Source organism: Autumnicola tepida (assembly GCF_031846485.1).
Taxonomy (GTDB): domain Bacteria; phylum Bacteroidota; class Bacteroidia; order Flavobacteriales; family Flavobacteriaceae; genus Autumnicola; species Autumnicola tepida.
The window spans coordinates 84,418-100,270 of the sequence record NZ_JAVRHQ010000014.1 but is presented as its reverse complement, the minus strand read 5'-3'; the positions used below and the strand labels follow the sequence as shown (position 1 = coordinate 100,270).

Sequence of the window (15,853 nt, the reverse complement as noted above, 5' to 3'; positions counted from 1 at the left end):
TTTTTATTTTTTCGCGTCTTCAATATAAGAAATTGCCTGACCAACAGTTGCAATATTTTCTGCCTGGTCATCTGGGATCTGAATATCAAATTCTTTTTCAAATTCCATGATCAATTCCACTGTATCTAATGAATCAGCACCCAAGTCGTTGGTGAAGCTGGCTTCGTTTACAACTTCGTTCTCGTCAACACCTAATTTGTCCACGATTATCGCTTTTACTCTTGATGCAATGTCTGACATAATATTTTGTTTTAATTTTGATTAGGTGGCAAAAATAAAAAACTTTATTTTAAAACCGATTTTTACTTTAAAAATGTGAATGTAATTTACGTAAAATCACCGAAACCGGTTAATTTTACATCCTAATAATTGTTAATAAACTCATTTTGAGGACTCCGCTACATAAGAAGCAAAAAAAGATCGTGATCTTCGCATCCGGCACCGGAACGAATACTGAAAATATAATCAAATATTTCCAGGATTCTCCCTCAACCCGCGTGGTAGCTGTGTTTTCTAACCGAAAAGCTGCCGGGGTTTTGAAAAAGGCGCACGATCTTAATGTGAAAGCACTGCATTTTGACCGTGATTCCTTCTACTATTCCAATGATGTGCTTTATGTATTAAAAGATATTAACCCCGATTTAATAGTGCTAGCTGGTTTTCTTTGGGTGGTGCCTGAAAATATTATTCAGAAGTTTCCTGACAAGATTATCAATATTCATCCCGCCCTTTTACCACGCTACGGTGGAAAAGGAATGTATGGCGAAAAGGTACACCAGGCAATTATTGAAAATAGGGAAAAAGAAAGTGGCATTACCATTCATTATGTAAATGAAAAATATGACGAAGGAAAAATCCTTTTTCAAACCACTGTAAACGTAGAACCTACGGATACTCCTGAAAGTCTTGCGCAAAAAATCCATTCCCTGGAATACAGCCACTTTCCTAAAGTGATTGAAGAACTCCTGGAAAAAGAAAAATAGTGCAGCAACCACAGGTTCATATTTATACTGATGGTGCCGCAAGGGGAAACCCCGGCCCTGGTGGTTACGGCATCGTAATGGAATGGGTGGGAAAACCTTACCGCAAAGAATTTTCCAAAGGTTATAAGCATACCACCAATAACAGGATGGAATTAAGGGCGGTAATTGAAGCCCTTAAAAAACTAAAAATGCCCGGGCTGGAAGTGCTCATCTTTACCGATTCTAAGTACGTGGTGGATTCCGTAGAAAAAAAATGGGTACTGGGTTGGGAGAAAAAGGGCTTTAAAGACCGAAAAAATGCAGATCTGTGGAAAGAATTTTTAAAAGAATTCCGCAAGCATAAGGTGAGGTTCCAATGGATAAAAGGCCACAACAACCATCCTCAAAATGAACGCTGCGATGCACTGGCCGTAGCTGCTTCCAAAGAAAAGAAGTTGTTGATAGACGAAGGTTTTCAGGAAATATAATCCAAAAATTGCCAATTTCAGGTTTTGGTTTATCCCTTGAAAAACAAACTGTATATTTGCAGCGTATTTTAAATCCCGTTATGAGTAAATTATTGATTGTAGGCACTGTTGCCTTTGATGCTATTGAAACCCCTTTTGGAAAAACCGATAAGATCCTTGGCGGCGCCGCCACCTACATTGGGCTTTCTGCTTCACATTTTGATACCAACAGCGCCATTGTTTCTATTATAGGAGATGATTTTCCGCAGGAATATCTTGATCTTTTCCAAAATAACAACATTAATATTGAAGGTATAGAACTGGTAGAAGGTGGAAAAACCTTCTTTTGGAGCGGCCGCTATCATAACGACCTTAATTCCAGGGACACCCTTGAAACACAATTAAATGTGCTTGCCGATTTCCAGCCGGTGGTGCCACAATCCTTTAAAGATGCCGAATTTGTAATGCTGGGCAACCTTCACCCACTGGTGCAGCTCAGCGTGCTGGAACAGGTTGAAAATCCAAAACTGGTGGTACTGGACACCATGAACTTCTGGATGGATAACGCCCTGGAAGATCTTAAAAAGGTAATTTCCAAGGTAGATGTTATTACCATAAATGATGAAGAGGCAAGACAGCTTTCCGGGGAATATTCTTTGGTAAAAGCCGCCAGGAAAATCGAAGAAATGGGGCCAAAATATGTAGTGATTAAAAAAGGAGAGCATGGAGCCCTATTATTCCATGAAGAAGAAATCTTCTTTGCCCCTGCCCTGCCGCTGGAAGAAGTTTTTGATCCTACTGGAGCAGGAGACACTTTTGCCGGTGGTTTTAGCGGATATCTTGCAAAAACAGAAGATATTTCTTTTGAGAATATGAAGAATGCCATTATTTACGGTTCCAACCTGGCTTCGTTTTGTGTGGAGAAATTTGGCACCGAACGAATGCAGGAACTTTCAAAGGAAGAAGTGCATTCCCGGCTTAGGGAATTCAGGAAACTTACTCAGTTTGAAATAGAATTGACTTAAAATTTTTGCCCTGTAATTTCAGGGCTTTTTTTGTGACCAATCCAAAACCATTAATACGGTAATTATACATATATGAGTGATGCCCTAAAACACGAATGTGGAATTGCGCACATACGCCTTTTGAAACCATTGGAGTATTATAAAGAAAAATACGGCAGTGCATTTTATGGAGTTAATAAAATGTACCTGATGATGGAAAAACAGCACAACAGGGGACAGGATGGAGCCGGTTTTGCAAGTATTAAGCTGAATACCGCTCCCGGGGAAAGGTACATAAGCAGGGTAAGGTCTAACCAGGCGCAGCCTATCCAGGATATTTTTGAGCAGATTAACCAGAGGATAAACGACGAGATAAAGGAAAATCCGGAGTATGCCGATAGCGTAGCCCTTCAGAAAAAATATATCCCGTACCTGGGAGAAGTTTTTCTTGGCCACGTACGTTACGGCACATTTGGCAAAAACAGCATAGAGAGCGTTCACCCTTTTCTTAGGCAGAATAACTGGATGCACCGGAACCTTATCGTTGCCGGAAACTTTAATATGACCAATGTCAACAAGCTTTTCAATAATCTTGTTGAACTTGGACAACACCCTAAGGAAAAGGCCGATACGGTTACCGTAATGGAGAAAATCGGGCACTTTTTAGATTCTGAAGTGCGCAAACTCTACAAGAAGCTAAAGAAGGAAGGCTATAACAAGCAACAGGCTTCACCACATATTGCCGAGCAGCTTAATGTGGCAAAAATCCTTAAAAAATCTTCTAAAAACTGGGATGGCGGTTACGCCATGGCAGGACTTATGGGCCACGGAGATTCCTTTGTGCTAAGGGATCCCGCCGGTATACGCCCCGCCTACTATTATAAAGATGATGAAGTGGTGGTGGTAGCTTCAGAACGGCCGGTAATCCAGACAGTTTTCAATGTAAAATTTGAAGAGGTGCAGGAGCTTGCGCCTGGACATGCTATTATCACCAAAAAGAACGGAAAGGTTTCTATTGATAAAATTGTTGAACCTTTGGAAAGAAAGGCCTGTTCTTTTGAGCGAATTTATTTCTCCCGTGGTAGTGACGCCGAAATATATAAGGAACGAAAGATGCTGGGCAAACTTTTAATGCCTGATGTTCTGAAATCTATAGACCACGATACCCAGAATACGGTTTTTTCCTTTATTCCCAATACCGCAGAAACTTCTTTCTACGGAATGGTGGAAGCAGCCCAGGACGAACTCAGCAAACAGAAAAATGAAGCTATTCTGGCCGAAAAGGAATCGCTTACCGATGCCAGGCTTCAGGAAATCCTTTCCCATCGCCTTAGAACCGAAAAAATAGCCATAAAAGATGTGAAGCTGCGCACCTTTATTACCGAAGACAGCAGCCGTGATGATCTTGTAGCCCACGTGTATGATGTTACTTATGGAGTGGTAAGGCCAGATGACAACCTGGTAATTATAGACGACAGTATTGTAAGGGGCACCACCCTTAAGAAAAGTATTGTGAAAATGCTGGACCGCCTAAATCCAAAACAGATTGTAGTGGTTTCTTCAGCGCCGCAAATAAGGTATCCAGATTGCTACGGAATAGACATGGCCAGACTGGAAGACCTGGTGGCCTTTAGGGCGGCGCTTGAGCTGCATAAAGAGAATAATTCCTATGGAGTTATAAAAGAGGTATACGAAAAGTGCAAAGAGCAGGTAGACCTTGAAGATACCGAGGTTCAGAATTTTGTGAAAGAAGTCTATGAACCTTTTACAAACACCCGGTTATCTGATAAAATTGCAGAACTTATAAGCGAACCCACGGTAAAGGCCAAAGTAAAAGTAATCTATCAAACGGTGGACAATTTACACAAGGCCTGCCCAAAAAATCTGGGGGATTGGTACTTTACAGGAGATTATCCAACACCCGGTGGTAACAGGGTGGTTAACCGTGCATTTATCAATTTTTATGAGGGAACTAAAGGAAGAGCTTATTAGAACTTGCACTTCAACTAGTTTATTAGCTGTTAATCTAATTTAGTTGCCTGGCTGTTTTTTCTTGTCTACTTTGGTCTCACCATAAACATAAGTAGGTTAAGTTCATGGTAGATTTGGGGCAAAAAAAGGTGGATATCTTATCCGCCTTTTTTTATTTTTTCTTCTTAAGCCTATGAATAGCTAAGCCCGCTTTTTTAAGAGCTTTACACTTTAACTAATATTACGGCGGTTCATCTAAAAAATTCAAGTGTTCGGAACATTCAGCTTATATTAGCAGTACCATAAACATAAGTAGGTTAAGTTCATGGTAGATTTGGGGCAAAAAAAGGTGGATCTGATCCGCCTTTTTTTATTTGTGAGATTCTGGTAGCTTTTTCCTTCAGTTTTTAACTATAATTAATTACATAACAGCGGTTTAACTAATAACCATGCTCTTCATCTAAAATGTATATTTTATTATTGCATTCTCTTTACTTTAGCAATACCATAGCATAAATAGGTTAAGTTCATGGTAGATTTGGGGCAAAAAAAAGGTGGATATCTTATCCGCCTTTTTTATGGACTAATTCCAGCTCATTGAAAAGCATAAGAAAGAATTTAAGTTTTCTTGATAGGACAAGTTTACTTACTATCTTATTAATTCTTTCCGTTGTACAGCTACTAATTGAACCCGTCAGGCTATTTCAGGAAGATATTTTAAAAAAATGAAGAAGTAGAGGAAGACATTCTTAAAATACGGGAAGATAAAAAGGCTGCCTTCCTTTTGCGGAAAGCAGCCTTTTACAACTCTAACAATTAATAATAACTATTTCTCCTTAGCATAACGGCTGGCTACTTCTTTCCAATCGATCACATTAAAAAATGCGTCAATGTATTCCGGCCTTTTGTTTTGATAATTCAGGTAATAGGCATGTTCCCATACGTCCAGTCCCAGGATTGGGGTTCCGCCGCATCCAATTTCCGGCATTATTGGATTATCCTGGTTTGCGGTAGAGCATATCTCCAGTTTTCCACCTTCATGCACGCATAACCAGGCCCAGCCTGATCCAAATTGTCCTGCCGCCGCTTTGGCGAATTCTTCTTTAAAAGCCTCAAAAGAACCAAATTTATTATCGATTGCTTTTGCTAATTCCCCTTCAGGCTTTCCACCACCATCAGGCGACATGATCTCCCAGAATAATGTATGATTATAATATCCTCCACCATTATTTCTAACGGCTTTGTTAGAAAGGTCAAGGTTTTTAAGTATGTTTTCTATAGTTTTCCCTTCTAGATCAGAGCCTTCAATGGCTGCGTTCAGTTTTTTGGTATATCCGCCATGGTGTTTATCATGATGAATTTCCATAGTTTTTGCATCTATATGTGGCTCCAGTGCGTCAAACGCATAATTTAATTTCGGTAACTCAAATGGCATAATAATATTATTTTAGTGATTAGTATTATATTCTTCCCTCAAAGTTAGGTATTAAGGCACTTTCAGGAAATATTTTAGTGTTATAAAATCCTTAAAAGGCCTCGCTTTTCGGGAATCAATTTTATTTTATACTTATTTTACCTGCTTTTACCAAAAACCAATTCCAAAAACCGTTCGGATTGAAGAATTCCTTTACAATTTATAACGCCTCTGCCGGCTCTGGAAAAACATTTACCTTGGTTAAAGAGTACCTTCTGTTACTTTTTGAGTCGGACAAAAAGGAAGAATATCGTAATATTCTTGCCATTACTTTCACTAATAAGGCAGTAGATGAAATGAAAAGCCGCATAATCGACAGCCTTTATGCCTTTTCTTCCGAAGAAATCCCGGAGAAATTCCAGGGGCTTTTTGAAGCAGTTTGCAGTGAGTGCAAATTAAATAAAACCGAAATCAGGGAAAAAGCGGGCAATATCCTCCGGGCGATTATTCATAATTATGCCGCTTTTGAAGTATCCACCATAGATGGTTTTACGCATCGCGTATTACGCACTTTTGCCAAAGATCTTGGCCTTCCCGTAAATTTTGAAGTGGAACTTAGCCAGGAAGATATCCTTTTGGAGGCTGTGGAAAGCCTGGTGAACAAAGCGGGAAGTGACAAAATGCTAACCAATATCCTCCTGGATTTTACCCTAAATAAAGCTGATGACGATAAAAGCTGGGATATCACACGGGACCTTTTTGAAATTTCCCGCCTGCTGATTAATGAAAACAACCATAGCGCACTCCAGCAGTTACGGGGAAAGGACCTTGATGACTTTCAAAATTTTGACAGGAAGTTAAAAGATGTTATTGCATTTGCACAAGATGAAATACGCGAAGCTGCGGACTCTTTTTTTAAGCTTATTCAGGCGAATAACATTGAAGAAAAAGAATTTACCCGTGGTTCTGTTCCAAAACATTTCAGAAAACTTCAAAACGCCGAAAACGTAAATTTTGATACTCAATGGGCAAAAAGTATCGCTGAAGACAACCTGTATTCCAAGGCCCTTTCCGCAGAAAAAAAAGCGGTTCTGGACCAGCTGCAGCCAGAAATTGTAAAATTGTTCCAGGCTTCCAAAGAGAACTATTTTAAGGTTGAATTTCTACAGGAAGTGAGGAAACGCCTTGTACAGCTTTCTTTGCTAAACGCGATAAACCAGGAAATTGAAGCTATAAAAAAAGACCGTAACCTGGTGCTTATTTCAGAATTCAACCCGCAAATTAGCGCGCAGGTTAAAGACCAGCCTGCTCCCTTTATTTATGAACGCCTTGGCGAGCGCTATAACAATTATTTTATTGATGAATTCCAGGATACTTCCCAAATGCAGTGGGAAAACCTGATCCCGCTGATAGATGCAAGCCTTGCCGGAATGGATGAAGAATCTCCTGCAGGCCTTATGCTGGTGGGAGATGCCAAGCAGTCCATCTATCGTTGGCGCGGAGGAAAAGCTGAACAGTTTATTGACCTGAGCAATAACACCAATCCTTTTTCCACTCCTAAAAACGTGATCGATCTCCCTGCAAACTACCGTAGCGCTGAAGAAATTGTTGAGTTTAACAATGACTTTTTCGGTTTTGCTGCAGGTTATCTTACCCATCCCGATTACCGGCGCCTATTTGAAAAAAGTCTTCAGAAACCCACTGCAAAAAAAGGAGGATATGTAAACATTTCTTTTCTGGAAGCAGAAAACCGGGAAGAGGAATTTGAATTATATCCTGAAAAGGTCCTGGAAATCATTAAAAATCTTGAAAGTAAAAACTATAAAAAAGGAGATATCTGCATCCTTACCAGGAAGAAAAAAGAAGGTATCGCAATCGCCAATCATCTAAGCGAAAATGGCATCGCGGTGGTTTCTTCGGAAACCCTGCTGATTTCAAATTCACCTAAAGTGAATTTTATTGCAGATCTTTTGGCCTTTTCCCTTAGCCCTGAAGATGATTTGCTGAAATTGTCAATTTTCGATTATCTGCAGGAAGAGTTGAAATTTGAAGATCCGCATAAGGTTATAAGCGAAAATATTAATCAGGATGGCGAAGATTTTTTCCGGTGGCTGAAGGAGAAGGAAATAGGTTTCAGCTTAAATGAGCTGCTAAAACTTTCTATTTATGAGGCGGCAGAATATACTATCAGGTGTTTTCAACTTATAGAAGATTCTGATGCTTACCTGCAGTTTTTCCTGGATTTTATCTACGAAAACAGCCAAAAAGCAGGAATGGGACTTTCAGAATTTCTGGAAATATGGCAGCGGGAAAAAGACCGGCTGAGCATCGTGGTGCCGCAGGACGAAAATGCGGTGCAGATTATGACCATTCATAAATCCAAGGGACTGGAATTTCCCGTAGTGATCTATCCTTTTGCCAATTCAGATTTTAATGATACTAAAAGAGACAATCTTTGGCTGGAAATGGAGGAACCCATTAGTGAAATCCCGGTAAGTTACCTTAGCGCCTCCAAAAAAATGCTTAACTGGAATCCAAAATCCGGCAGGTTATATGAGGAACTGCTGCATCAAAAAGAACTGGACACCCTCAATGTTTTTTACGTTGCCTGCACCCGTGCTTCAAAACAACTTTACCTTCTTTCCAATTACGACCTGGATAAGAAAGGGATTGCGAAAACCAATAAAATTTCAGGTTTATTAATTGAATTCTTAAGGAACAAAGGAGTTTGGAAGGATGATCAAAAAAATTACGATTTCGGGCAGCTTCCGCAGGCACAACAGGCACAGCAGCAGGAATCGGATACTCTTTTCCAGCAGCACTTTTATTCTTCAGCCACTCAAAACCAGGCGGTGAATATTGTCACCAGATCAGGTTCTTTATGGGACACCAAGCAACAGGGCGCTATAGAAAAAGGGGAAATTGCGCACGGGATCCTGGCAAAGATCAATTCCGCAGAAGATATAGAAAACGCTGTAAAAGAAGCGGTGATAGACGGATCGATTACCACAGGTGATGCGCCGGAAATAAAAACCCTGCTGAAAAAGATTTGCGAACATCCTCAGCTTTCCTCCTATTTCACCACAGAAACACAAAATTATAACGAAAGGGATTTACTCACTTCGGAAGGAAAAAAATTAAGGCCGGACAGGATGGTACTGCGTGACAAAAATTGCGTGATAATAGACTATAAAACCGGCGGGGCAATTGAAGCTCATAAAAACCAGCTGAATGGTTATGCACAGGTTCTGGAGGAAATGGGCTTTAAAGTGGAGCGCAAAATCCTGGTTTATATAAATGAAGAGGTTTCGCCCATGTTTGTATAAAAGAAATGTAATTTTGTAAAAAACGAAGCAATATGTACGGAAAAATTAAAGAATATTTAGAAAAGGAAATAGAAGAAATTAAGGAGGCCGGGCTTTACAAGAAAGAGCGCATAATTACCACTCCCCAGGACGCGGTGATTAAAATCTCCACCGGGCAGGAAGTAATAAATTTTTGCGCCAATAACTACTTAGGGCTTTCTTCTCACCCGGAAGTAATCCAGGCAGCCAAAGACACTATGGACAGCCACGGATTTGGGATGTCCAGTGTACGTTTTATCTGCGGGACACAGGATATTCATAAAGAACTGGAACAGAAAATCGCCGATTTTTACGGGACTGAAGACACTATTCTTTACGCTGCAGCCTTTGATGCCAACGGCGGAATTTTTGAACCCCTGCTTACCAAAGAAGATGCCATTATTTCAGATTCGCTAAACCACGCTTCTATTATTGACGGGGTGCGCCTTTGTAAAGCTGCACGCTATCGCTATCAAAACAGCGATATGGAAGATTTGGAACAACAGTTAAAAGCAGCCAATGAAAACGGGGCTAGGTTTAAAATTATAGTTACAGACGGCGTTTTCTCTATGGATGGCTTAGTAGCGCCGCTGGATAAAATTTGTGACCTTGCCGAAAAATACGATGCCCTCGTAATGATTGACGATTGCCATGCCACCGGATTTATTGGAGATATGGGAATCGGCACTTTGGAAGAAAAGGAGGTATTGGGCAGAGTAGATATAATTACCGGCACCCTGGGTAAAGCCCTTGGAGGAGCTATGGGTGGCTATACCACGGCAAAAAAGGAAATAATTGAACTCCTGCGGCAAAGGTCCAGGCCTTACCTTTTCTCCAATTCCCTTGCCCCTGCTATAGTAGGAGCCTCTATTAAGGTTTTTGATATGCTGGAAAAGGATGATTCCCTTAGGAAAAAGTTAAAGGAAAATACAGTATATTTCAGGAACGGAATTAAGGAAGCAGGTTTTGACATTATAGAAGGAGATGCTGCTATTGTTCCGGTGATGCTCTATGAAGCCAAACTTTCCCAGCTAATGGCAGAAAAGCTTCTTGAGAAAGGTATTTACGTTATAGGCTTCTTTTATCCCGTGGTACCTAAAGAACAGGCGAGAATAAGGGTGCAGCTCTCTGCAGCTCACAAAAAAGAACACCTGGACAAAGCGATAAAAGCTTTTATAGAAGTAGGTAAAGAACTAAATATAATTTAGGATAAAAAACAGGCTAATAAACTTGCTAAAAATTAGTTCTTTTTGTTGCGAAAACCTTGTGTAAACCGCCGTTATATAAGGATCTATTAAGAAAACTTTATTATTTCTTTCTTTGTTAATGCGCATGAAGCACATACTTTTGTTTACAGTTAACACTTAAAACTAAACTATTGAATATGAAACATTTTAGCAAGTTCTTATTAGCTTCGATGTTGTTTCTGGGAATTACCACGGTAAATGCTCAGGATGAAAACAACCCATGGGCTATAGGTATTCAGACCAATGCTGTAGACTTCTATCCAACGGGCGAAGACGCTCCGGGACAGGGAGGCTACTTTGATCATTATTTTGAAACAGAAAACTGGAACATCCTTCCATCGGTTTCAAGACTTACCGTGGGTCGTTATATAGGCGCCGGTTTTGTTGCCGAGTTCGCGGGATCTATTAACCAAATAGACAATTTTGGTACCGAATCTATTCCTCAACTTTCCTATTATTCTGCAGGCCTTTCTGCAAATTATAGTTTAAGAGCACTACTTAACGACGGGTGGTTTGACCCTGTAATTGGTGTGGGTGGAGACTACAACTGGATAGGAGACCAGGATTCTGATGATCCTCAAAACTTTGATGGGGTAACCCTTAATGGGAAAGTTGGACTTAATTTCTGGTTTTCAGATAACATCGCCTTAACTGTGGAGTCTAACTACAAGCATTCTTTTGAAACTGAAAGTGCTTCTCACTTTCAACATGCTGCAGGTATAAAATTCATCTTTGGAGGTACCGATACTGATGGTGACGGTATTTATGATAAAGATGACGAATGCCCTGAACAGGCAGGACTTCCTGAATTTAACGGATGTCCGGATTCTGATGGAGATGGTGTAGAAGACCGTATGGATGATTGCCCAAACGAAGCAGGCCTTGCTGAATTTAACGGATGTCCTGATTCTGATGGTGACGGCGTGCCAGATAATGAAGATGAATGTCCAGATGTTGCCGGTATGGCTTCAATGAACGGATGTCCTGATTCTGATGGTGACGGAGTTGCCGATAACGAAGACGACTGTCCTAACGAAGCAGGTCCTGCCGATAATAATGGATGTCCTGAAGAAGATACCGATGGTGACGGTGTAATCGACGATGAAGATGACTGTCCAGAAGTTGCCGGTACAATGGCCAACAACGGATGTCCTGAACCAACTGCTGAAATCGTTAATGAACTAAATGAATATTCAAATACGATACTATTTGATTTTGGTAAAGCTACCATAAGAAGTGAGTCTGAAGACGCTTTAGCTTCTATTGCCGATATCATGAATGAATATCCAAATACAACCTTCCATATTGGAGGCCACACCGATAGTGTAGGTAGTGATTCCTATAATATGGAACTCTCAAGAGAAAGAGCTGAATCTGTAAGAGAGGCTCTTGTAGAGAGAGGAATTCCTCAAAACAGGCTGACTGCTGAAGGTTATGGTGAAAACAATCCTATAGCTACAAACAGTACTGCTGCAGGAAGACAGGAAAACAGACGTGTAGAGATTACTTTAGAAGAGTAATTGCACATAAAATTTCATAAGAAAAACGCTCCGATTCGTCGGGGCGTTTTTTATTTTTATAACATGAGATCATTTATAAAAGAAGTCCTGGAGAAAACCCTCGCTTCTGAAGAAGACATTTCAGAAGTCATTTTTATTCTTCCCAGTAAAAGAGCGGGATCTTTTCTTCTGAACGAGCTTTCCGGAATTAGTTCAAAAAGCATTTTTGCCCCGCAGATTTTCAGCATTGAAGAATTCACTGAAAAAATCTCAGGCCTTAAAAGTGTGGACAACACTATATCTATCTTTGAATTTTTTGAAGTCTACCGCAACTGTACGCCAACGGAGAAGCAGGAGGATTTTGAAACCTTTATGAACTGGGCGCAGACCTTGATTCATGATTTTAATGAAATAGACCGGTACCTCATCAACCATAAAGAATTCTTCAATTACCTCTCAGAAATTCAGGACCTCAACCACTGGTATCTTCAGAAGGAGAAAACAGATTTAATAAAGAATTACCTGCGGTTCTGGCACACCTTACCTGAATATTATGAAAAGCTTAAAGAGCAATTATTATCCAAAAATCAGGCCTACCAGGGCTTAATTTATCGTGAGGCCGCAACTAAAATCCGTGATTATCTTCAGCATAATAAACAGAAACATATATTTATAGGGTTTAACGCCCTTAACGCTGCAGAAGAGCAGATTTTCCAGGCGATGCTGGAGAAATCGGCTGCGGAAGTTTTCTGGGACATTGATGAAGTTTTTCTGCAGGACAGGGAGCATGGCGCCTCCTTGTTTATAAGGGAATATTTGCAGAAATGGCCGTACTACAAGTCCAGATCTAAAGCAATTCCTGTAAATGAATATGCTTCAGCAAAGAAAATAGAAATTACAGGCGTTCCTAAAAATATAGGCCAGGCCAAACACCTGGGGGAAATTTTGGCAAATATGAACCAGGATGAACTTCAGAAAACCGCCGTGGTCTTGGGGGAAGAAGATTTGTTGCTTCCGGTACTAAACAGTCTTCCGCCTAATATAGACGCGCTTAATATCACAATGGGATTTCCGCTGAAAAACGCTCCCCTGGCTTCCTTCTTTGAAAAACTTTTTCAGCTGCACCTTCACAACGAACAGGAATATTATTACAAAGAGGTCCTTGCGGTACTTAACCATCCTGCTATTGCCGGAATACAGGGAAACGTTGTTATGGAAATAAGCAGTAAGATCAACAGGCAAAACCTGGTATACCTAAAGCCCGAAAAATTTCTCTCTCTTAGTTCCCAAAAGGAGTCCCCTATTCTAAAAGCTTGTTTTAATCACTGGAAAGATTCTCCTGAAAAGGCCTTGCAAAACCTTCAGGAGATTGTTCAACAAATTAAGAATCAATTAAAAGCTGCCAAAGATAAATTAGGCCTGGAATTTTTGTACCAGTTCCATGTACTTTTCAATAAGCTGGAAAGCCTTCTAAAAGATTATCCCCATATTAAAAACTTAAAATCCCTTTATCATTTCTACAAAGAAATAATGAGCACCCAAAGCCTGGATTTCCAGGGAAGGCCATTCCAGGGACTGCAGCTAATGGGGATGCTGGAATCCCGGGCGCTGGATTTTGAAAATGTGATCATTACCTCTTTAAATGAAGGTGTTTTGCCGGCAGGAAAATCAAGCAATTCCTTTATTCCCTATGACCTTAAAAAGGCATATCGCCTGCCAACCTATAGGGAGAAGGATGCCGTCTATACCTACCATTTTTATCGCCTGTTACAGCGGGCAAAGAATATCCACCTGCTATACAATACCGAAAGCAGCGGACTGGGTGCGGGCGAAAAGAGCCGTTTCCTTACACAGCTGGAAATTGAAAAACAACCTGCACATAAATTAAAGAAAAATCTTGTGGCGCCGCGGGTAAATGTTGCCACGCCTGGATTAAAAGAGATTAAAAAAACACCCGCGGTTATGGAACAGCTGAAAAACCTGGCCAATTCCGGCTTTTCCCCTTCTGCATTAACCACTTATATCAGGAATCCACTGGATTTTTACCACCAGTATGTCCTGGGGATACGGGAGCAGGAAGAAGTTGAGGAAACTGTGGCTTATAATACGCTGGGAACGGTAGTGCATGATACCCTTCAGAATTTCTATGAACCTCTTGAAGATCATTTTTTATCTGAAGAAATCATTAAAAGACTGATGGAAAAGGTGGATAGCGAGATTCAACTTCAATTCCATAAAAGCTATACCCAGGCTCCTATGGACAAGGGAAAAAACCTGCTCATTTTTGAAGTCGCCAAGCGTTATGTACTCAATTTTCTAAAGTTTGAACTCGAAAGAATAAAAAATGGAGAGGAAATCAAAATCCTTCAGATAGAACGAAATTTAAAGACTGCTATTGAAGTTCAGCATCTTGATTTCCCGGTATTTATCCGCGGAAAAGTGGACAGGGTCGAAAATACTAACGGTATTACCAGAATTATTGACTATAAAACCGGAAAGGTGGAACAGAACAAAATTGAAATTGTAGATTGGGAATCTATAACCACAGATTATGACAGGTACAGTAAAAGTTTCCAGGTGCTTAGTTATGCTACAATGCTGAATGCCCGGCAGAATTTTATTCAGCCTGTGGAAGCGGGAATTATTTCCTTCAAAAATATGAAAGGCGGATTCCTGAAATTTTGTAAAAAGGACAAACCGGGACAAAGAAGCGGAAAGAAATCCCAGATAGATACTGAAGTTTTAGCAGCTTTTGGGCTGGAATTGCAGAAATTGATCGCGGAAATCTGCAATCCTGAAATTCCTTTTATTGAAAAAGAAATAAAACCAACATTCGGCAGCTATTAAGCCAGCCCGAAAAAAAATTGTAAAGAAATGGAAATCACTAAAAAAAAGAACCTCGTTTTTGAAGGAAAACACGACAAACCCATAATAGCCGATTATTTTTTTCAGGCAGACAAGAAACCAAAACCCATAGTAATCTTTTGCCATGGTTATAAAGGATTTAAAGACTGGGGAGGTTGGGACCAAATGGCAGAGCGCTTTGCTGAAGAAGGATTCTTCTTTGTGAAATTCAACTTCTCCCATAACGGCACCACCAAAGATAATCCAACAGAGTTTTTAGACATCGAAGCTTTTGGAGAAAATAACTACACAAAGGAACTGGACGATTTACAGTCGGTGATAGATTCTGTACTTTTACCAGATTTCACTTATGCACAAAATATTGATGCTTCTTCCATCAATTTAATTGGTCATTCCCGGGGCGGCGGAATTGCTATTATCAAAGCTTCAGAAGAGAAAAGAATCACGAAGCTGATTACTTTTGCCTCGGTAGCCGACTTTGGTTCCCGTTTTCCTGAAGAAGAAATCCTTGAAGACTGGCGGGAAAAAGGTGTTCGTTACATCACCAATTCCAGGACAAAGCAACAGCTGCCGCATCATTACCAGTTTTACGCCAATTTTCAGGAAAATGAAGAGCGGCTAAATATTAAAAATGCCGCAGAAAAACTGGAGATCCCACACCTTATTGTGCACGGCAGCAGCGATACCAGCGTTTCTATAGCAGATTCCGGCCAGTTATTTGAATGGAGCCCTTCGCCCAAGCTTTTACTGGTAGAAAATGCCGATCATGTTTTTGGTATGAAGCATCCCTGGAACGAGGCACAGCTACCAAAGGAATTTCAATATGTGCTGGAAAATACCCTGGAATTTATTAATACCGAAAATGATGAATTACACGAGGCTTACGGAGAATAAGGTTTGCCTTGCCGCTTCAAAACAAAAAACCACTGCAAAGACAGTGGTTTTTGTGGAGAATATCGGAGTCGAACCGATGACCTTTTGGCTGCCAGCCAAACGCTCTAGCCAGCTGAGCTAATCCCCCTTTTACACGGCAAATGTAATAATTTTCTTTAAATAAAGAAACCTTTTATTTTTTTCTGT

11 protein-coding genes and 1 tRNA gene are annotated in these 15,853 nt (G+C 40.4%); 9 read left to right on the top strand and 3 right to left on the bottom strand.

Annotated elements, in window-relative coordinates:
- Window positions 1-3: 3 nt before the first annotated feature.
- Window positions 4-240, bottom strand: a complete 237-nt coding sequence (locus RM553_RS12305) for an acyl carrier protein (protein ID WP_013069791.1) — start codon at window positions 238-240, stop codon at window positions 4-6.
- A gap of 146 nt (window positions 241-386) precedes the next feature.
- Here RM553_RS12305 and purN point away from each other — a divergent pair, with 146 nt between their 5' ends.
- From purN to RM553_RS12285, 4 genes are all read left to right on the top strand, one after another.
- The gene (purN, locus tag RM553_RS12300) at window positions 387-983 is read left to right on the top strand and encodes a phosphoribosylglycinamide formyltransferase (RefSeq protein ID WP_311535234.1); all 597 of its coding nucleotides are present in this window, start codon (window positions 387-389) and stop codon (window positions 981-983) included.
- The gene (gene rnhA, locus RM553_RS12295) at window positions 983-1,450 is read left to right on the top strand and encodes a ribonuclease HI (protein ID WP_311535233.1); all 468 of its coding nucleotides are present in this window, start codon (window positions 983-985) and stop codon (window positions 1,448-1,450) included. Before purN ends, rnhA begins: the two co-directional genes overlap by 1 nt.
- A gap of 80 nt (window positions 1,451-1,530) precedes the next feature.
- Complete coding sequence (locus RM553_RS12290; protein ID WP_311535232.1) at window positions 1,531-2,454, top strand: PfkB family carbohydrate kinase; 924 nt, start codon at window positions 1,531-1,533, stop codon at window positions 2,452-2,454.
- 72 nt (window positions 2,455-2,526) lie between these two features.
- Complete coding sequence (locus RM553_RS12285; RefSeq protein ID WP_311535231.1) at window positions 2,527-4,425, top strand: amidophosphoribosyltransferase; 1,899 nt, start codon at window positions 2,527-2,529, stop codon at window positions 4,423-4,425.
- Window positions 4,426-5,230: 805 nt separating this feature from the next.
- Here RM553_RS12285 and RM553_RS12280 read toward each other — a convergent pair.
- The gene (locus RM553_RS12280) at window positions 5,231-5,839 is read right to left on the bottom strand and encodes a superoxide dismutase (protein WP_311535230.1); all 609 of its coding nucleotides are present in this window, start codon (window positions 5,837-5,839) and stop codon (window positions 5,231-5,233) included.
- A 179-nt stretch (window positions 5,840-6,018) separates the two neighbouring features.
- Here RM553_RS12280 and RM553_RS12275 point away from each other — a divergent pair, with 179 nt between their 5' ends.
- The 5 genes from RM553_RS12275 to RM553_RS12255 all read left to right on the top strand — a co-directional run bounded on the left by RM553_RS12275 (window position 6,019) and on the right by RM553_RS12255 (window position 15,667).
- Complete coding sequence (locus tag RM553_RS12275; RefSeq protein WP_311535229.1) at window positions 6,019-9,144, top strand: UvrD-helicase domain-containing protein; 3,126 nt, start codon at window positions 6,019-6,021, stop codon at window positions 9,142-9,144.
- Between the two features lie 32 nt (window positions 9,145-9,176).
- Window positions 9,177-10,370 carry a glycine C-acetyltransferase gene (gene kbl / locus RM553_RS12270; RefSeq protein WP_311535228.1) on the top strand — a complete coding sequence of 398 codons (1,194 nt, stop codon included), beginning with the start codon at window positions 9,177-9,179 and terminating at the stop codon, window positions 10,368-10,370.
- A gap of 176 nt (window positions 10,371-10,546) precedes the next feature.
- Window positions 10,547-11,929: an OmpA family protein gene (locus tag RM553_RS12265; protein WP_311535227.1), complete on the top strand. Its 1,383-nt coding sequence runs from the start codon at window positions 10,547-10,549 to the stop codon at window positions 11,927-11,929.
- Between the two features lie 63 nt (window positions 11,930-11,992).
- Window positions 11,993-14,755 carry a PD-(D/E)XK nuclease family protein gene (locus RM553_RS12260; RefSeq protein WP_311535226.1) on the top strand — a complete coding sequence of 921 codons (2,763 nt, stop codon included), beginning with the start codon at window positions 11,993-11,995 and terminating at the stop codon, window positions 14,753-14,755.
- A gap of 27 nt (window positions 14,756-14,782) precedes the next feature.
- Complete coding sequence (locus RM553_RS12255) at window positions 14,783-15,667, top strand: alpha/beta hydrolase family protein (protein WP_311535225.1); 885 nt, start codon at window positions 14,783-14,785, stop codon at window positions 15,665-15,667.
- A 53-nt stretch (window positions 15,668-15,720) separates the two neighbouring features.
- Here RM553_RS12255 and RM553_RS12250 read toward each other — a convergent pair.
- Window positions 15,721-15,794 (bottom strand) — tRNA-Ala (locus RM553_RS12250).
- Window positions 15,795-15,853 lie beyond the last annotated feature (59 nt).